The sequence below is a fragment of the Cytobacillus kochii genome, from assembly GCF_044790165.1.
In the GTDB taxonomy this organism is placed as follows: domain Bacteria; phylum Bacillota; class Bacilli; order Bacillales; family Cytobacillaceae; genus Cytobacillus; species Cytobacillus kochii.
The window spans coordinates 1,705,443-1,723,745 of record NZ_CP085254.1; the positions used below are offsets into that span (position 1 = coordinate 1,705,443).

An 18,303-nucleotide genomic window follows, 5' to 3' on the forward strand; every position below is an offset into this window, starting at 1 on the left:
TAATTTTTTGTATATTCAATAGTGGAAATAAATGTTGCAGGGTATGTTTCACTAAAAAGGAACTAAATAGAGAGAGTATAGGAAAATTAGTACGGAGGTTATGGAAAGTTTTTTGTATTAGGTAAATAGTTTCGTTTAAAACTGAAAGTAATCTTGTCTTATTTTCTAGAAAAAACTTGTCGCTTTTTTTAGAAAAGGAAAAGAAGGAAATTTCGAGTTTCTTTGGAATTGTAATATTAGGAAAGATAAAGAAAGGATGAAAAGGGGTTGGGATCAGACGGCCAATCATTTATTGAAATCTATCGTATTTATCATCATCAAATCTTTAGGTTTATTTATTCAATGATTGAGCAACAAGAAACAGCGGAAGATCTAACGCAAGAAACATTTATTAAAGCTTTTATATCAAAGAATCAGGTTGAGCACCAAGACAAAATCCATAGTTGGTTATTCAGTATTGCTAAAAATACGACGATTGATTTTATTAGAAAACAACAGAAGTTACAACAGGAGTTATATTTAAATAAAGCTTGGATAAAAAACCGTTCTATTCCAGAAGAACAATTTATTCAGGATGAGGGGGTTCATGCGTTATATCAGGCAATAAATCACTTGAAAACGAATTATCGAAATGTACTAGTGTTAAGAAAAATAAAAGAATGTACCATAAAAGAAACTGCAGAAATTTTAGGTTGGAGAGAAGACAAGGTGAGAATTACCACAACGAGAGCTATTAAATCATTAAAGAAAATTTGGAAAAACACATATGGGGATCATTACCATCTATTATGATAGATGGCTTATTTTTTGCCATTATTTTTGTAAAAGCGTATATCTTATTTCTCTAGAGAAGATAAGATATACGCTTTTAAATCACGTGGCGTTTTACTCCAATAATTGTTTGATTCTTTTCTTTAAGGATAGAAGTTCGGAACTTAAGATGATATCTTCATGTCTTGGGCGAGAGAAAGGGACGGTTAATTTTTCTTTAACCGTCGTTGGTTTGTTTGATAACACATAAATCGTATCGGATAAAAAGATCGCTTCTTCAATATGGTGAGTGATAAATACAATCGTCTTTCTATTCTGTTCCCATATATCGAGCAGCCATTTTTGTAAGCTTAATCTTGTGAATTCATCTAATGCAGCAAATGGTTCATCTAATAAAATGATTGGTTGAGGACTAAGTAATGCACGAATGAATGCCACTCTTTGTTTCATCCCACCTGAGAGTTCATGAGGGAGTGCTTCAAGTTCATGAATCAATCCTGCCCGTTCCAGCATTTTAGTCGCTTGCACTTTATTGCCGATCTCCCCACTTAATTCTTGTCCTAACATTACGTTATGTAAGACTGTTCTCCATGGGAGTAGGGAGGACGATTGAGGCATATAACTAACAGAACCTTTTTTATTTATAATAGGTTGTCCATTTAAAAGGATGACACCATTATCGGGTGGCATCATTCCACCGATTAAATTAAATAATGTACTTTTACCACTACCTGAAGGTCCGATAATTGAAACGAATTCACCTTCATTTACTGTCATAGAAATATCTTTTATTACATGATTTCTTGAATATCTTTTTTCAATAGATTTAAGTTGTAAAAGACTCATATTTGCTTCTCCTTTATATGCCAACGTACCAGTTTACTTTCGATGAGATGAATAAAGCCCAAAAGTATTAAGCTCATGATCATAATAATGATAATGGCCACAAAGACGCGATCTGTTCTGAAAGAAGAAGAAGCGAGCGTCATATACACACCTAGGCCATTTTTCGCACCTAGCCATTCAGAAATAACCGCGCCCATTACACTATATGTAGCAGAAATCTTAATCCCGGAAAATAAGGATGATAATGAAAAGGGGAGTTCTAGCTTCCAAAATAACTGCCATTTACTTGCACCAGCCATAAGCATATAATGTTTCAGGTTTTTAGGTGTATGCTCGAAACCGTTTAATGTGGCTATGACAATAGGAAAAAAACAAACAAGGGTGATCACGATTAATTTAGGTAATAAACCGAACCCAAACCAAATGACGAGTAATGGTGCTAACACAATAATTGGAATGTTTTGAGATAATATGAGTAAAGGGTAGATTGCTTCTTTTAAAAACGGAACTAGATGAAGCGTGATAGCAGTAAAAATTCCAATCGTAGTACCAATTACAAGTCCTATGGTGGTCAATTGTATGGTTGATAATAGGTGGGGGGTAAGGGAATCCCACCCGGCTATTGCTTCAGATAGAATACTTGTTGGAGCAGGAAGTAACCATGGTGGTATAGCAAATAGCATTACAGCGGTTTCCCACAAAATAATTAAAAGCAAGAGCACCAATAAAGCGCTCCAGCTTTTTATAAACTTCTGCAACATTAGCGGTACTTCTCAGTTAATGTATTTAAAGTGATGCCTTCTGGCTGGTAAAGAACTTTAATTTGAGAAATAACATTCGGACTTCCAAGCTCAACCATACGTTCATTCATTTTTGTTATGATAGGAAACAGTTCTGATAAATGACCTTCCATAGTCGTTTCTAAAGAGTTTACCTCATATGGAATACCAGCTTTATCAATAATCGAAATCGCTTCGTCTACAAGAGCGATAACGTCTAGTCCGTTAGCTGATTTTGGAATGATTTGTATACTTACTAAAGCTTTTGCCATTATTTTTTCCCTCCATTTGGTAAAAATTGATTTGTAAATGCTTCCTCTGCATCTAATGGTTTATCTAATAGATTATATTCAAGCATCCAATCAGCATAATTCTCCCATACTGATAAGTCTTGTTCTCCCCATTGTGCTGCATCATCTTGATATCGCTCTGCTAGCCAGAATTGAGATGCTTTTACCAATTCTTCATCTAAATCAGGCGCAGCTGCAAGTAAAATGTTTGCAGCCTTTTCTGGTTGTTCAATTGCAAATGTGTACCCTTTGGAAACGGCTTTCATAAAGGCTTGAACAATATCAGCATTTTTATGAATCATCTTTTCATTCGTAGCAATAACGGGTGTATAGTAATCTAGTTTTTTGGAGTAATCAGTCAGATATATCATGTTTAATTCCTCACCACGTAATTCCGCTTCTACTCCTGTCCACCCATAATAAATCCAAGAAAAATCAACATCTCGTTTAACAGCTGTAAAGAAGTCTGTGTCACCTATATTAAGAATGGAGACTTTATTAATATCTGCATGATCATTTTTCATTAAAGAATCAATCACTGATTTTTCAACAGGTGCACCGAACCCACCATACGTATGATCTTCAAAATCTTTCGGCGTGTGAATGTTTTTGCTAACTGGTGAAGCAAACCCCGAGGTATTATGTTGGATGATGGCTGCAATCGAGACGATTGGCACATCTTGGACTCTAGCTTGCGTGATTGCTTCTTGTACACTTACGCCAAAATCTGCTTTTCCTGAAGCGATGAGCTGATCCGCCCCTGTTTCGCCTGGCATCATGATTTCAACTTCTAATCCTTCTTCTGCGAAGTAACCCTCTGCTGCTGCAACATAAATGCCCGTATGATTTGTATTTGGGGTCCAATCAAGTACAAAGTTTACTTTTTTTAATTCATTTTCTCCCATTTCTGTTTGTGCATCTTCACTGGAATTCCCGCACCCAGCTAATAGAAACACGCTGAAAAGAAGCAATATGAACCATCCTTTCATTCCATTTCCTCCTTTTTATTTTTTGAAGGAAATAAAAAACGCCCAAAGGATTCACCATGGGCGCATATCAAAAACATATGAATTGTTTTAAATATGTTCCCTACGCTGCTATGAGGCAGATCAGGTTCAAAGGGTCATCATCTAAAACGGATGAAATCTCAACCAGCAATTACTGGTCCCCCCACATTTTGGTTTATTTGCGTTTTTATTTCCACCATTATTATAGCAGAAGTTTATTATAATGCTAGTCTAAATTAAGATGGGAGAAATATCCTGATTACCCATGGAAAACATTGCGTTTGAAGTAGTCTTTCTATCCATGTTAGTCTTAATTTTGTTATTTTGATTTAAATGTATATTTGAATGGAGGAAAAAATATTGAAACTGATTGCAGTTATCTTTGCAGCGAGTACATTGTTTTTAGTCCATTTCATCCAATCTGCTGATTTACGCGTTTATGCTGAGACATTAGATGTTTATGATATATATGAGGTTAAAGGGAACGAAACAATTTCTTCCATTGCTGATCAATTAGAAGTGTCTGAGGAAGAATTAACAATGATGAATCACCTAGAAGATCGAACGGTTCAAAAAGGTGATAAGCTTATCGTTCCTAAAGTAGAGGAAAAAGAAAAGAAAGAAAAGAAGCCTGACATTTCGTTAACATCTGAGGAGAAGGATCTTTTAGCAAGACTTATCCATGCAGAAGCGAAAGGCGAACCGTTTGAAGGAAAGGTAGCTGTTGCAGAAGTTGTGATTAATCGAGTGCAGGACGAACGTTTTCCTGATACCATTCGTGGTGTTATTTATGAAAATAAGCAATTTCAACCTGTTGATAATGGTTCGATTAATAAGCCTGCAGATAAAGAAGCAAAAAAAGCAGTAAAGCAAGCAATGAAAAATCATGCATTGCCAGATGAAACGGTCTTTTTCCACAATCCAACAATCGTACCGCAATCTTGGTTGAATACGAGAGAAGTTGTTACAGAAATCGGTAATCACCGTTTTTCTATGTAAAGCAAACCCTTCTATCTTATTGAACGAAGATGAACTAATGATAAGGAGCCATGGGTGACATCAGTCACATGAGGCTCTTTTTATCGTGTTAAAAAGGATTGCTAATAAGGAATTTACTTGCCTTTATTTGGTGTTCAATTATAATGGGAATTGAAATATAAATAATCACCTTACGTTATGTCTTACATAAAGGAGTGATACTATGTTATCAAATATTGGTATACCAGGTCTCATTCTTATACTTGTACTGGCCCTCATTATTTTCGGGCCGAAGAAGTTACCTGAAATTGGACGAGCTGTGGGAGAGACGTTGAAAGAGTTTAAAAACTCTGCTAAAGGTTTAGCTAATGATGATGAGGACTCTAATGAGAAGAAGAAAAACAATTTAGAGAAGTAATTTCAACTAAAAGTTGGCATATCTTATGTCAGCTTTTTTGTTTGTAATGAAACTTGCATTTAAGCTTGGATGACAAGAGGATTATATATTGTGTATAAAACGTGCAAACTCATTGGTTATCTTTTTAAAGAAAATGCCATATATTGATTACGCATTGCAAAGTTTCTAATACAAGGATAAAATTGAGGGTACGCAGTAGCGACAGATAAGAATTTATACATGTTAGTGAGGAATTTTATTATGAGTACATTTAAAGACGAAGTATTATCGCGTCGAACATTTGCAATTATTTCCCACCCGGATGCTGGGAAAACAACCTTAACAGAAAAGCTTCTTTTATTCGGAGGGGCCATTCGTGATGCAGGGACTGTTAAAGGGAAAAAGACAGGGAAATATGCAACAAGTGACTGGATGGAAATAGAAAAACAACGTGGTATTTCGGTTACGTCTAGTGTTATGCAGTTTGAGTATAATCAAGCTAAAATCAATATCTTAGATACACCAGGACACCAAGATTTCAGTGAAGATACTTATCGTACATTAACAGCAGTGGATAGTGCAGTTATGATCATTGATTCAGCAAAGGGGATCGAGGATCAGACTTTAAAACTCTTTAAAGTTTGCCGTATGAGAGGTATCCCTATTTTTACATTTATCAATAAATTGGATCGACAAGGTAAGATGCCGTTAGAGCTTTTAGCTGAATTAGAAGAAGTAATGGGGATTGAATCATATCCGATGAATTGGCCAATAGGAATGGGGAAAGAGTTTTTAGGCATTTATGATCGTTTTAATAATCGTATTGAACAATTTAGGGTAGATGAAGAGGATCGTTTCCTTGAATTGAATGATGAAGGAGAAATTAACGAAGAACATGCTCTAAAACAATCAGGGCTTTATGAACAAACGTTAGAAGAAATTATGTTATTAAATGAAGCGGGTAATGAATTTTCGCGTGACCGCATTGCTTCAGGGGATTTAACACCTGTTTTCTTTGGCAGTGCTTTGACTAATTTTGGTGTGCAAACGTTTTTGGAATCTTATTTACAGTTTGCTCCTTCTCCTCAACCAAGAGAATCGACTGTTGGAGAAATCAATCCTTTAACAGAAGATTTCTCAGGGTTTATCTTTAAAATTCAAGCGAATATGAATCCTGCACATAGGGATAGAATCGCTTTTCTTAGAATTTGTTCAGGTAAATTTGAACGAGGGATGAGTGTAAATATTCCGCGTCTTGGTAAACAAGTGAAATTAGCACAATCGACACAATTTATGGCAGATGATCGTAGTACCGTTAACGAAGCTGTAAGTGGCGATATCATTGGGATTTATGATCCAGGAACATATCAGATTGGTGACACATTGACAAGTGATAAAAATGGTTTCCAATTTGAAAGACTACCTCAGTTCACCCCCGAATTATTTGTTCGTGTGACAGCAAAGAATGTAATGAAGCAAAAGCATTTTCATAAAGGGATTCAACAGCTAGTGCAAGAGGGGGCTATTCAGCTCTTTAAAACGGTGAAAACAGATGAGTATTTACTTGGAGCAGTTGGACAATTACAATTTGAAGTATTTGAACATCGGATGAAAAACGAATATAACACGGAAGTCTTAATGGAGAGGTTAGGCTCTAAAATTGCAAGATGGGTTGAAGGTGAGAACAATTACGATAACCTTTCTAGCTCGCGTAGTTTACTTGTGAAGGATCGATATGAACATCAAGTGTTTCTGTTTGAAAATGATTTTGCTCTTAGATGGTTCCAAGATAAAAACCCAGATGTACCATTATATAATCCGATGGATCAGCAGCAACAATAAATATAATTACAGGCACGCACAATTTTTGTGCGTGTTTTTTTATATATCATTATTTAAGCAATCAATCGTCCAACGCTGATATATTTGGCACGAACCTCATCTTGTTTTTTAAAGAAGGAGGTTGATACACAGACGAGTTTTAGCAACGGTAGTTGTCCGTAAAGTATAGGTTCAGGTCAAATTATTTATATGAAAATAATGATTGACAGTAAATGAAATACAGATTATAGTATAAATACGTTATAAAAATACTTTAGTGCATAAAAGCGTTTAAGCAAAATAGTATTCTTAGTTTTAATATAATTTAACCGGTAGTGCCAGTAGAGGATTTATGAACAGTTAAAGAGACTGAATGGTTGGTGAAAGTTCAGGTCATAAATTTTTCGAATTACACCTACTTATAAAGGTTAAAATAGATGAAGTGGACAAGTGTGGTGTCTTGTCAATTAGGGTGGTACCGCGGAGATCATTCGTCCCTAAATAAGGGATTTATGAGCTCTTTTTTTACGCTTTTAGAAATATTGGAGGTTAGTTTATTATGCAACAAGAACCAAGCATCAAAGTAAAAACATGGGAAGCTATACTTATCACAATTATTCTCCTTAGTGGTATAAGTTATTGTATGATTGCCCTTGAGGCACCACCACATATTCCCATTGTATTATCGATGATCTTTTTAATTAGTTATGGATTATGTAAAGGCGTTAAGTATAGAGAAATAGAACAAGGCATGATGGATGGGACAAAGTCAGGGCTTGGCGCTACATTTTTATTCTTTTTTATTGGTATGTTAATAAGTAGTTGGATGGCAAGCGGGACCATTCCAACGTTCATTTATTATTCTTTAGATATTGTAGGACCGAATTATTTTTATGCCATTTCTTTTGTTGTTACCGCTATTATTGGTATGAGTATTGGCAGTTCATTAACAACAGCAGCGACGATTGGTGTTGCATTTATGGGATTGAGTGGTGCATTAGATTTAAATCCGGCTATTACTGCAGGTGCAATTATCTCAGGCGCATTTTTTGGAGATAAAATGTCTCCACTGTCTGATACAACGAATTTAGCATCCATGACAGTTGGGGTTGATTTATTTGATCATATTAAAACAATGAGTATGACAACGATCCCTGTATTTATCTTATCCTTTATTATTTTTTTCCTAATCTCACCGAAGGGAATGGGAGAGGCCAGCTTAGTAAAAATTAATGAAATGCAGGATGGTTTATTAACGCTAGGGTTGGTGAAATGGTATGCAATCATTCCTTTTCTTGTATTAGTTGTATTAGCGATAAAGAAAATACCTGCTTTAATTACATTAGCATCTTCAATTGTTACAGCAATTATTGTTTCCTTCTTTGTGCAAAATGAAATGAATTTGGGTAAGCTTATTACTATTTTATTTAGTGGTTATACATCAAATAGTGGGATTGAGGATATCGACTCATTATTAACTAGAGGTGGAATAGAAAGTATGTTTTTCTCTATTTCACTTGTCCTGTTGGCTTTAGCAATGGGAGGGTTATTTATTAAATTAGGGATATTAGCAGCACTTATTCGTGGGATTACTGACTACTTATCTAAACGTGGCCCATTAATTTCAGCAACTGCTTCAACTGCAGTTGGTATCAATTTTATTGTAGGTGAGCAGTATTTATCTATCTTATTAACAGGTAATGCTTATAAAGAATCTTTTAATAAAGCGAATTTGCATCCTCGATATTTATCCAGGGTTTTAGAAGATGCTGGTACAGTGGTTAATCCTCTTGTACCGTGGAGTGTTTGTGGAATCTTTCTCACGACAGTGCTAGATGTTAATACATTAACCTACTTGCCATTTGCCTTATTTTGCTTAATAAGTCCATTAATGACTATTTTATATGGTTGGACTGGTTGGACAATGAAGAAGCAGTAATCATTTCTATTTGTATGATATAAGCCATTTTCTCTAATAGATGAAGAGAAAATTGGCTTTTTTTATTTCTTTAATAAAAAAGGATGTAAAATAATTGAAATAGGTTCATAAAATATTCTCGCTTTCGCCTTATTTTAGTAAATGTAATCTTAGATCTCGATGACGTTTTAATATATTTTAATTTTTGATAACATTTTTTTAGTTATATTGCACAAGTATGAAAGTTGCACAACTTTTGTCATTATATTGTAGTGAATGTGGTATAAAAATATTCTTTACCCCTATAATTTTCTAATTTTACCCGTATATTTGTAAAGATAGGGTAATAAAGTTTGTGGCAAGTCTTCATGCACAATTCATCTAATTTTCCTGTGTTATAATTTGGGTGAATAAAGAGGTGAGTGCATGATTAAATCACTGTTTAGAGGCCTAAAGACACAACATAAAACCATTGAAGAAGAAGTTTATGCCATTCAAAATGGTGATCGACAATTAAGAGATGTGTTTATAGATAAATTTAGACCTTTTGTAGCTAAGTCGGTATCTTTAGTTTGCAGGAGGTTTATATATGATTCCGATGATGAATTTAGCGTGGGTTTAATCGCCTTTAATGATGCTATTAATAATTATAATCGAGCAAAAGGAACGAGTTTCGTTTCTTTTGCTGAGGTTGTTATTAAACGAAGAGTCATTGATTATATTAGACAGCAATCGAAACATCAAAACCTTAGTTTAGATGCTAGCCATCACTATGAGGATGGTTCGAATGAGCAAGCCAGTGCATTAATAGAATCAGAAATATCGATAAGGGGCTACTTAGAAATACAAGATCAACAGGCAAGGAAAGAAGAAATAATTAAGTTCACGAATGATTTATCTCATTTTGGTATTAGTTTCAAAGAAATTGTAAAATGCTCGCCAAAACATGCCGATGCAAGAAGGACAGCAATTGAAATTGCCCAATTAATTGCCAATGATGTGATGTTGAAAGACCTGTTATATTCCACCAAGAAATTACCAATCAAGCATATGGAATCAAGAATAAAAGTAAGTAGAAAAACAATTGAAAGAAATCGTAAATACATTATTGCCATGACATTAGTTTTATGTAATGACTTTGTCTATTTAAAGGATTATTTGAAAGGGGTGTTAGAAACGTGAAAAGAGGAGTGATTGTCGCTATTGATGAACGTTTCTTAACACTTTTAACAAATGAAGGTGAATTTTATTTTAGCTATAAATACGAAGCAATATATGAAATAGGTCAAGAGATTGAGTTTGAGCCTGTGATGAAAAATTCTAAGGTAGGATCTGTTAAAAAACCGAAATATGTAAAAATGATTATGCTTGCTGCTGTATTTATTCTTTCCTTTTTAGGCTTATCCTTATGGCCTAATCATTCTGAACAGACAATCTATGCTTATATGACTATTGATATTAATCCAAGTATTGAATTAGCCGTAAATGAACAATTCGAAGTGATACAATTGAAGGGTTACAATGCAGATGGAAAAAAAATCATTCAAGAGATAGCGGGTTGGCAAAATAAACAATTTGATACGATATTTTCAGATATCCTATCAATTTGTAAGAGTCAGGGATATATGCAAAAAGGAAGAGAATTAACGTTCGCCACAGTCATCATGTCAGATCAATATTTAGAAGAAGAAAGATTAAGGAAACATACTGACTTTGTTACAAGGGAATTAAATGAAGAAGATGTAAGTTTGCATTTAATTAAAGGCTCTAAAACAGAACGAGAGTTAGCTCAAGAAAAAGGACTTACTCTAGGGGCATACATGGAGTTGAACGAGAAGACTGAATATGACAATACCGCAAAATCGAATGTAAATGAATCAGAGGAAGAAAAAAAGACTGAAAGTGATAAAGAAGAAAGTAAGGAAGATAACAAAGAAAGTGAAATAAAAAAAGAAAAAGAAAAGGAAAATGAAACATCCATAGAAGTGAAGGAAGAGAAGGGGACAGTGCCTACTTCTGATGATAATGAAGCTATCGATCCAAATATAGAGGCAAATGAATCAATACCAAAAAAAGAGGTTGAAGAGAAGAAGTTTCGTTATAAGAAGCATGCTGATGATGAACACAATGACTCTTCGTCTGTCACTAATAAGGAGATTGAAAATTATAACTTTAAAGGGGAACATAAACATAAAAATAAAAATAAAAATGATGCTGAGAAAGAACAAAATGATACCGATAATTCCGATGTTCATGACGATAATGGATGGCGTGATAGGCATGATCAAGATAAGCACAATAACGAAAAAAGGGATAAAAATAATGAAAGGAAAAAATATAATAAAGAATCACCATAATTGCAAGATTTATGGGTATAATAAAAAGTCCGAGTTGAACCTCGGACTTTTGCCATGTTATTTTTGTTTTCCGGAAAGTTCTGCTTGAGCTTGTTGGACTAATCTTTTGGTGATTTCTCCTCCGACTGAACCGTTAGATCTGGAAACAGTGTCCGAACCTAACTGTACGCCAAACTCTTGAGCGATTTCATATTTAACTTGATCTAAATATTGTTCAATTCCCGGTACTAAAAGTTTATTACTATTCTTTGGCATGATTACACATCTCCTAAAGATAATTTACAGTAATTGATATCACTGTATTTGTATTATGATGTATTGTGTTCATTTCATGAGTGGTAAATTAGCTGTTTGTATCCTTGTTTTGGCAAAGAAAGCATAATTAGCTTTCAAAACAGGGGTAGATTATATTATTATAGAGTGTAATTGAGTTTAGTTGAGGTGAAAAACGTTTGTTAAAAGATTTTAAAGGCTGGATAAATAGGCGTTCGCCAGCACAAATAATCACTGCATATTATTTCTTGTCGATTTCAATTTCTGTAGGACTCCTTTATTTACCAGGTGTGAATCAAAAAGGTGTAGAAGTTAGCTTTATAGATACTGTATTTACTGCTGTGACTGCTGTTAGTGTAACGGGATTAACCGTTGTTGATTTATCACAAACCTATAGTGTTTTTGGGTATTTTGTGATAATGATTATTATGCAATTTGGTGGAATTGGTATTATGGCATTAGGTACTTTCTTTTGGATGTTGTTAGGTAAGAAGATTGGATTGAAGAGTAGAAAACTAATTATGGTTGATCACAATCAGTATGCGCTTTCTGGGCTTGTTCAACTCGTGAAAGAAATAATTAAATTAATGATTCTTATCGAAGTAATAGGGATGTTTATACTTGGCTTTCATTTTTTAAAGTACTATCCTACGTGGGACGAAGCTTTTCTCCACGGAATATTTGCCTCTGTAAGTGCAACAACAAATGGGGGTTTAGATATAACAGGTTCATCAATGATTCCATATGCCCATGATTATTTCGTGCAGTTTATTACAATCATTTTAATCTCTTTAGGGGCAATTGGTTTTCCTGTTTTAATTGAAGTCAAAGCTTTTCTATTAAAACGTAAATGGGAAAACTCTCTCCCGTATCGTTTTTCTTTATTTACTAAAGTAACAACCGTAACATACGCTTTTTTACTCGTTTTTGGAACCATTATTATTTTAGTTATGGAGTTTCAACATTTTTTTAAAGGACTATCATGGCATGAAAGTTTCTTTTATGCACTATTTCAGTCAGCGACGACAAGAAGTGGTGGGTTAGCAACAATGGATGTTAGTGAATTTACTTTGCCAACCCTATTGATTATGAGTATTATGATGTTTATAGGTGCTTCACCAAGTTCAGTTGGGGGAGGCATACGGACAACCACCTTTGCGTTAAATATTTTATTTATCTGGAATTTTGCCAAAGGAAATAAACATGTGAAAATCTTCCGCAGAGAAATTCATCAAGATGATATATTGAAATCATTGGTTATTACAATTTTAGCAACGCTTTTATGCTTTGTAGCAGTGCTGTTGATTAGCATTACAAATACACATTTATCACTTATTTCCATAATATTTGAAGTTTGCTCCGCATTTGGAACGACTGGTCTTTCCATGGGGATAACAGCTGATTTAAGTAATACTGGAAAAATCGTCATTATGATACTAATGTTTGTCGGTAGAATAGGCTTAACCTCATTTTTATATATCATAGGTGGTAAAGAAGAAAAGCCACATTATCATTATCCAAAGGAAAGGATTATTATTGGATAAATAGATAGATACGAAAACCAAGCTTAACAAAAAGCTTGGTTTTCTAATCTGCTTTATAACCTGCATCTTTTGTTGGATGAGAGAAGGGGGCATCCGGTACTTCTTTTTCTTCTATCAGAGCGCGATTCTCAGGCGTATTAAAGCCAATATCGTTTGTTGGATGAACCCATTTGTCTCCAGCCATCACAGCTGGGTCTACTTCATCACTCCAATTCTCAAGTGGAGACTGCTCTGATACATAATTACTATCCCCAATTGTTACCCCAAATTCGTTTACAAAAGGTGGTTGTAGCTCCTTATGACTTTTTCGAAAGTCAGGTGAAGAAATTTGATGTGGTAAGCTTTCTATTTTGCTTCGCTCTTGCTTGTTTTGTCTTTTCACTTATCATCACTCCTCTTTTTATTTTTCTCTTCTGTTTGATCGTTTATGAGATGAAACATGAAGAAATAAAAGGTAAGCATAATGACCCTACATTAGGCGGAAAATATATTTGTTCTTACGAAATGAAGGAGGAGTCAGAAGATGAAGAGAAAAGCTAGCCATCGTGCTGTTGAAAAATATAGTAAGACACCAAAAGCCAATCAAGAAGATGTTGAATTTTCTACTGAATTTACTAGTGGTGAAAATGTAAATAAAGGTGCCAACCGCAATTCAAAACAAGGAAGAAAAGGGAGAAGCTAAATGTACCAGTTAAAAAATGAGCGGAAACAGAAACAGCCTCCTCAAGTGAATGTAGAGTTCGGGATGGAGTTTGGCGATATGAACGCTTCAAAGATTTATGAAGTTACAAGTAAAAAAGGCAAAGTTAATAAGAAATGAAAGTACAAGCCAGAAAAGTTTAAACTGCTTTTCTGGCTTGTTTTTACACACTATGATGCAAACACAGCTGCCTGTTCTTTGGCATAATATACAACCATCACTGATTCATCCATTTCAATGAAACCGGTCTGCATATATTTCTCAAGATTAAAGGGAAGCTTCTCTACAATGGAGTGCTTATATAGTTCTTTTTCGTTTAAATGTAATAAAGCAAAGTCTTTGCTTACAGAACTTGGATCTTTTAAAAAATGTTGATAAAGCAAAGATCGTTCTTTTTTATCAATTGAGGATGGCCACCAAGGCTTTCTAGGTTTATATTTTTGATTAGATAGGTAATCATATTTCATTAAGCCTTCTATGACCTCTAAATTTTTCACCTGTGTATCCTCTAAGAAAGCAAATAATCGATGGAATAAATCTTCTAATTGGTGGCCAATTCTTGACCAGCCTTTCCCTTCCCAATAACTTCCGAACTCTTGGAAAAAATCAAAAGGGGTAGGGAAAATGTTTGTAACTAAGTATTCAATCGTATGATCCATCCGATGGTCATTCCAATATTTTTCTAATACATCTTCTACTTGTTTGATTCGGATAATATCTTGGAATGATAATACATTATTTCCAAGGATTTCATAAGGTGATTGATCCATATAAATATATTGATGATTGGCGGCACTTTGCCTTAACCCTGTACCCCTCAACATTTTTAAAAATCCTAGTTGTAATTCTTCTGGACGCAGAGCAAAAACATCATTGAACGTCTTCTTGAATGATGCATAATCCTCCTCAGGCAAACCAGCAATTAAATCAAGATGCTGATCAATCTTGCCACCTTCTTTTACCATTGTCACTGTTCGAGTCAACTTCTGAAAGTTTTGTTTTCGCTTCACTAATTCATTCGTATAATCATTAGTTGATTGTACGCCAATTTCAAACCGAAATAAACCGGCAGGTGCGTGATCGTTTAGAAATTGAATGACTTCTGGCCTCATAATATCAGCTGTTATTTCGAATTGAAAAACCACACCAGGCATATGTTCATCAATAAGAAATTGAAACATTTCTAACGCGTAACTGCGACTAATATTAAATGTCCGATCCACAAATTTTATCGTTTTCGCTCCGTTTCGCATTAAATAACGAATATCTTCTTTCACCTTTTCACGATCAAAATATCGAACACCAACTTCAATGGAAGAAAGACAGAATTGACAACTAAAAGGGCAGCCCCTACTCGTTTCAATATATGTAACCCTTTTGCCAAGCTCCCTCTTATCTTCTTCAAAGCGAAAAGGAGAGGGTAGTTCACGAAGGTTAAGTTTGTTGTTTTGTGGATTAACTTGCAATTTGCCATCTTCAAGATAAGCAATGCCGTTCACTTTGCGCCAATCCTTTTCACCATCTATTTGTTGAAGTAGTTGTTTAAAGGTTTCTTCTCCTTCACCTACAGCGATAAAATCAATCTCTGAAACATTCTCTAACCATTCAGGGACATCATAGGTCACTTCTGGTCCACCGAGTATAATTATTACATCCGCATTTATTTTTTTGATCATACGAATGACTTTAATTGTTTCTTCAATATTCCATATATAACAACTGAAACCTATGACATTCGGTTGCTTATTAATTAAATCAGTAACAATATTCATAACTGGGTCTTTAATTGTATATTCAGCAAGTTCAACGTTGAAATCAGGTTCAGCAAATGCTTTTAAGTACCGTATGGCAAGGTTAGTATGAATATATTTAGCGTTTAATGTTGACGCAATGACTTTCATTTTCTTCTCCTTTTATATGCAGTAAGAAAAAGCGGTCGAGACATAAAATACCCAACAGCTTCTTATCTTTAACTAACATGTTTTCTTGGCAATACATTTTATTTTATCATAATTTTTATTAAAATCCTAAAGTCAAAAATTAATAAGTTTTAACATTGACTTCATATTGTCTTTAAATTGGTAAGTAATGATTAACCTATCAAAGGAGGAGTGATAAGATGTTAATCGCAGCGATTATACAGTGGCACCGCTTTTGGTTTGTTGGTATAAACTATTTTTTAGAAGGTGATATTCCTGAGTGGTTATTTCACCGACTATTCTCGAAGTCTATGCATCATCAAGAAAAGCTTATCTTTTTCTTGAAGAAACAGAAGGTAACCTCACGCACAAGGAGAGCATCATTACATGGGTAGTATTGTTATAAATAATATAAAAAAATGGCTATAGACATATACTCATCAAAAGTATATTATCTATAGCCATTTTTTTATTCTTTACGATTGTTTTCTTCTTCTTCAATAACCCCATCATTTCCTTTATCAATACCAGTAGCCTGATTGACCATCATGGAGAAAAGGTTTAAGCCTTGATCCATTGGATCCATTTCATATTGTTTTTGGCCAATTTTTCGAGATTTTTCAATATCACTCATTAAAGGCACCTCCATGTTATAGGTTGCACTAGTTCATTTGGCACCATTCATAAATGAAAGAATTAATTTTTTTGGTTAAGGTAATGTTGTAAGCACATGGTACAAGTGATGGAATCTTTACTAATAAACTTTATCCGCCTTAAATCTGAACGATTAACTATTGTAAAGTGGTGATAAGTAAAACCACATTCCGTTTTTTTTTGATTTTTAACAATATGAATTAAATTATCTTGTTTACTTACAATTGTTGGAAACATCATAACGTTTAACTCCTTTTATACCTGGTACTAACACGTGATAATGTAATGATAATCTATTTTGTGTTTTTTGTGAAATGATAAAATAAGGTAATTGAAAGGGGGTTTAATACCCATTTAGGAAATAGCACCAATAGAAAAGTTTGCTAACATGGATTAAAGTTGAATAGGTGATGTTGTAAATTAACTAAAGATGGGGTAAATCCAGAGGGCTTGTACCCCTCTGAATCGAAAATTAAGTTGCAGTGAATCTATTTACCTTTCCGCCACTATCCTGAACAATAGCTAGTCCTAATATTGCATTGATTAAATCTGGTATATTAATATCTTGTGCGTCTAAAATATAAGCAACAGTACCTCCACCTAACGGGAAACTATTACACCCAATGATATAAAGTTGACCTTGCTCTACTTGATATTCTTTTAGTGCAGGCGCTCCAGGACCTGGAAATGTACAGCTTGATTCAACAGTTTCACCTCCTGAGGTAAGAACAATAACATCACCTAAACCTGGAACAGGAACAGTAATAGCCATAAATATCAAACTTCCTTTCAAAACTAATTGCCAGCTGACTTTGTATCTTATGTTAATCAAATGTTATAGCTTGGATTTAAAACCTAAAGAAGTAAAAATGATTTTAATGACCACTGTATATTAAACAAATAATCGGCTGAAGTTTTGCGCACATAAAGAGAATAACCTCCAAGACGCATTGATTGAATATGCTGATGGACTTCCTTTCATTCTGGATATCGTTTATGTAAAATTCTTTGAAGACTTTGGCATGACCTACATTCTTTCTGAAGAATAAAGGGCGATCAATAGCTCCCCAATTTAGATACCTTTTCTCTCTCGTAGCAAAATTGGATAAGACGAAAAGCCCAATCACTTTTATAGAGTTAATCTCAGGATATATTGCCTTTGGTCAAATGATTGGGTTCTTCTTTGAACAAATCGAAGTAGCATTCTATGTGAAAGATGTCATTAACCAGGAGAGTCAAAGTGAGGGTTATTAATGGGAGAAAAATACAACAAGTACGCCAACCACAAATCAGTTGTCGATGGATATAAGTTCGATAGCAAAGCAGAAACATTATATTATGGCCAATTAAAATGGTTACTGCAAGCTAAACAGATTAAAGGGTTTAACATGCAACAAAGATACCTTCTACAAGAGGGTTTTAAGAGGAAAGACATATAGAAAGATTGAATATGCTGCTGATTTTGTAGAAGAAAAATTAGACGGAACAATCGAGATTATTTATATAAAAGAAACAGTCACCAGAAAATTTTCAATAAAAAGAAAACTATATGAGCGTCAATACATGGGTTCTATTAAGTTACTAAAATATGACCGAGATAGGGCATTCGTGGAGGTAAATTAATGGCGAGAAAATCGTAGAAACGAATGCAGTTAGCTTCGATAGAGAAATGCTCCAGGTGGTTGTCATCTACGAGGAAGTTGTATCAAGGTAGCAAATTAGAAATGAAATACATATAGCAAACGGCACATAGGTTATTTCCCTAGTGCTGGCGCTTATGAAGTGAAAGGGGTAGATTACTGATTTTGTATTAAGTTCCCGACCGGTAGCTAGGAAAAATCCTAGCTAAGCCGATTGATTTTCTTGTTAATTTTAACCACAAAACTAATGAGAATGGCACTAAAGATACTGGAAAGGACAGCACTCCCAACTCCCATCCACATAAGAGAAACCAGTTTCTTTTTGTATGCAGGAAACATAAAGACACATCCTTTCTCTTTCTAAATTTAAGGTTGCCAATTTTATTGCAAATTATGTAAAACCGGAGGA

General features: G+C 34.4%; 21 protein-coding genes, 1 pseudogene and 1 riboswitch. Of the genes and pseudogenes, 13 read left to right on the forward strand and 9 right to left on the reverse strand.

Going from position 1 to position 18,303, the window contains the following annotated elements; all coding sequences use genetic code 11:
• Positions 1–267: 267 nt before the first annotated feature.
• Entirely contained in the window at positions 268–792 is a 525-nt protein-coding gene (locus LG276_RS09030) for an RNA polymerase sigma factor (RefSeq protein ID WP_224937796.1), read from the forward strand.
• Between the two features lie 93 nt (positions 793–885).
• Here LG276_RS09030 and LG276_RS09035 read toward each other — a convergent pair whose 3' ends face one another.
• The 4 genes from LG276_RS09035 to LG276_RS09050 are packed head-to-tail and all read right to left on the reverse strand — an operon-like array spanning position 886 to position 3,675.
• Positions 886–1,617, reverse strand: coding sequence for an ABC transporter ATP-binding protein (locus tag LG276_RS09035; protein WP_404294141.1), 732 nt, complete (start codon positions 1,615–1,617; stop codon positions 886–888).
• The gene (locus LG276_RS09040) at positions 1,614–2,378 is read right to left on the reverse strand and encodes an ABC transporter permease (RefSeq protein ID WP_404294144.1); all 765 of its coding nucleotides are present in this window, start codon (positions 2,376–2,378) and stop codon (positions 1,614–1,616) included. Before LG276_RS09040 ends, LG276_RS09035 begins: the two co-directional genes overlap by 4 nt.
• The gene (locus LG276_RS09045; RefSeq protein ID WP_224937799.1) at positions 2,378–2,668 is read right to left on the reverse strand and encodes a thiamine-binding protein; all 291 of its coding nucleotides are present in this window, start codon (positions 2,666–2,668) and stop codon (positions 2,378–2,380) included. The genes LG276_RS09040 and LG276_RS09045 overlap by 1 nt, the downstream gene beginning before the upstream one ends.
• On the reverse strand, positions 2,668–3,675 hold the full coding sequence (locus tag LG276_RS09050) for an ABC transporter substrate-binding protein (protein WP_251161390.1): 1,008 nt from the start codon (positions 3,673–3,675) through the stop codon (positions 2,668–2,670). The genes LG276_RS09045 and LG276_RS09050 overlap by 1 nt, the downstream gene beginning before the upstream one ends.
• Before the next feature lie 80 nt (positions 3,676–3,755).
• Positions 3,756–3,868, reverse strand: a riboswitch (TPP riboswitch).
• 185 nt (positions 3,869–4,053) lie between these two features.
• On the opposite strand from LG276_RS09050, the gene LG276_RS09055 reads away from it, so the two are divergent.
• The 6 genes from LG276_RS09055 to LG276_RS09080 all read left to right on the forward strand — a co-directional run bounded on the left by LG276_RS09055 (position 4,054) and on the right by LG276_RS09080 (position 11,164).
• Positions 4,054–4,692: a cell wall hydrolase gene (locus LG276_RS09055; protein ID WP_224937801.1), complete on the forward strand. Its 639-nt coding sequence runs from the start codon at positions 4,054–4,056 to the stop codon at positions 4,690–4,692.
• A gap of 202 nt (positions 4,693–4,894) precedes the next feature.
• A complete protein-coding gene (locus tag LG276_RS09060) occupies positions 4,895–5,089 on the forward strand; it encodes a twin-arginine translocase TatA/TatE family subunit (RefSeq protein WP_095369736.1) in 195 nt (64 codons plus the stop codon).
• 240 nt (positions 5,090–5,329) lie between these two features.
• Positions 5,330–6,910, forward strand: coding sequence for a peptide chain release factor 3 (locus tag LG276_RS09065; RefSeq protein ID WP_224937802.1), 1,581 nt, complete (start codon positions 5,330–5,332; stop codon positions 6,908–6,910).
• Between the two features lie 538 nt (positions 6,911–7,448).
• A complete protein-coding gene (nhaC, locus tag LG276_RS09070) occupies positions 7,449–8,828 on the forward strand; it encodes a Na+/H+ antiporter NhaC (protein ID WP_224937803.1) in 1,380 nt (459 codons plus the stop codon).
• 405 nt (positions 8,829–9,233) lie between these two features.
• Positions 9,234–9,989 carry an RNA polymerase sigma-I factor gene (gene sigI, locus LG276_RS09075; RefSeq protein WP_404294150.1) on the forward strand — a complete coding sequence of 252 codons (756 nt, stop codon included), beginning with the start codon at positions 9,234–9,236 and terminating at the stop codon, positions 9,987–9,989.
• A complete protein-coding gene (locus LG276_RS09080) occupies positions 9,986–11,164 on the forward strand; it encodes an anti-sigma factor domain-containing protein (RefSeq protein WP_404294153.1) in 1,179 nt (392 codons plus the stop codon). Before sigI ends, LG276_RS09080 begins: the two co-directional genes overlap by 4 nt.
• Before the next feature lie 57 nt (positions 11,165–11,221).
• Here the strand turns inward: LG276_RS09080 and LG276_RS09085 are convergent, their stop codons facing one another.
• A complete protein-coding gene (locus tag LG276_RS09085; protein ID WP_095369732.1) occupies positions 11,222–11,419 on the reverse strand; it encodes an alpha/beta-type small acid-soluble spore protein in 198 nt (65 codons plus the stop codon).
• A 197-nt stretch (positions 11,420–11,616) separates the two neighbouring features.
• Here LG276_RS09085 and LG276_RS09090 point away from each other — a divergent pair, with 197 nt between their 5' ends.
• A complete protein-coding gene (locus LG276_RS09090) occupies positions 11,617–12,981 on the forward strand; it encodes a TrkH family potassium uptake protein (RefSeq protein ID WP_224937806.1) in 1,365 nt (454 codons plus the stop codon).
• Positions 12,982–13,024: 43 nt separating this feature from the next.
• Here LG276_RS09090 and LG276_RS09095 read toward each other — a convergent pair whose 3' ends face one another.
• Positions 13,025–13,363, reverse strand: coding sequence for a DUF3905 domain-containing protein (locus tag LG276_RS09095; protein WP_224937807.1), 339 nt, complete (start codon positions 13,361–13,363; stop codon positions 13,025–13,027).
• 141 nt (positions 13,364–13,504) lie between these two features.
• On the opposite strand from LG276_RS09095, the gene LG276_RS09100 reads away from it, so the two are divergent.
• Together LG276_RS09100 and LG276_RS09105 are read left to right on the forward strand one after the other, a co-directional pair.
• Positions 13,505–13,663 (forward strand): hypothetical protein, encoded by a 159-nt coding sequence (locus LG276_RS09100; RefSeq protein ID WP_224937808.1) that lies wholly within the window; start codon positions 13,505–13,507, stop codon positions 13,661–13,663.
• Positions 13,664–13,801 carry a hypothetical protein gene (locus LG276_RS09105; RefSeq protein WP_224937809.1) on the forward strand — a complete coding sequence of 46 codons (138 nt, stop codon included), beginning with the start codon at positions 13,664–13,666 and terminating at the stop codon, positions 13,799–13,801.
• A gap of 50 nt (positions 13,802–13,851) precedes the next feature.
• Here LG276_RS09105 and LG276_RS09110 read toward each other — a convergent pair whose 3' ends face one another.
• Complete coding sequence (locus LG276_RS09110) at positions 13,852–15,582, reverse strand: B12-binding domain-containing radical SAM protein (RefSeq protein ID WP_404294156.1); 1,731 nt, start codon at positions 15,580–15,582, stop codon at positions 13,852–13,854.
• 218 nt (positions 15,583–15,800) lie between these two features.
• On the opposite strand from LG276_RS09110, the gene LG276_RS09115 reads away from it, so the two are divergent.
• Positions 15,801–15,995 (forward strand): hypothetical protein, encoded by a 195-nt coding sequence (locus LG276_RS09115; protein WP_224937811.1) that lies wholly within the window; start codon positions 15,801–15,803, stop codon positions 15,993–15,995.
• 74 nt (positions 15,996–16,069) lie between these two features.
• Here the strand turns inward: LG276_RS09115 and LG276_RS09120 are convergent, their stop codons facing one another.
• Positions 16,070–16,234, reverse strand: a complete 165-nt coding sequence (locus tag LG276_RS09120; protein WP_224937812.1) for a hypothetical protein — start codon at positions 16,232–16,234, stop codon at positions 16,070–16,072.
• Positions 16,235–16,726: 492 nt separating this feature from the next.
• The gene (locus LG276_RS09125) at positions 16,727–17,026 is read right to left on the reverse strand and encodes a hypothetical protein (protein WP_404294159.1); all 300 of its coding nucleotides are present in this window, start codon (positions 17,024–17,026) and stop codon (positions 16,727–16,729) included.
• Positions 17,027–17,355: 329 nt separating this feature from the next.
• Here LG276_RS09125 and LG276_RS09130 point away from each other — a divergent pair, with 329 nt between their 5' ends.
• Positions 17,356–17,508 (forward strand): hypothetical protein, encoded by a 153-nt coding sequence (locus tag LG276_RS09130; protein WP_404294162.1) that lies wholly within the window; start codon positions 17,356–17,358, stop codon positions 17,506–17,508.
• Positions 17,508–17,877, forward strand: a pseudogene (locus LG276_RS09135) (DUF1064 domain-containing protein). Before LG276_RS09130 ends, LG276_RS09135 begins: the two are co-directional and overlap by 1 nt.
• Positions 17,878–18,303: the final 426 nt, after the last annotated feature.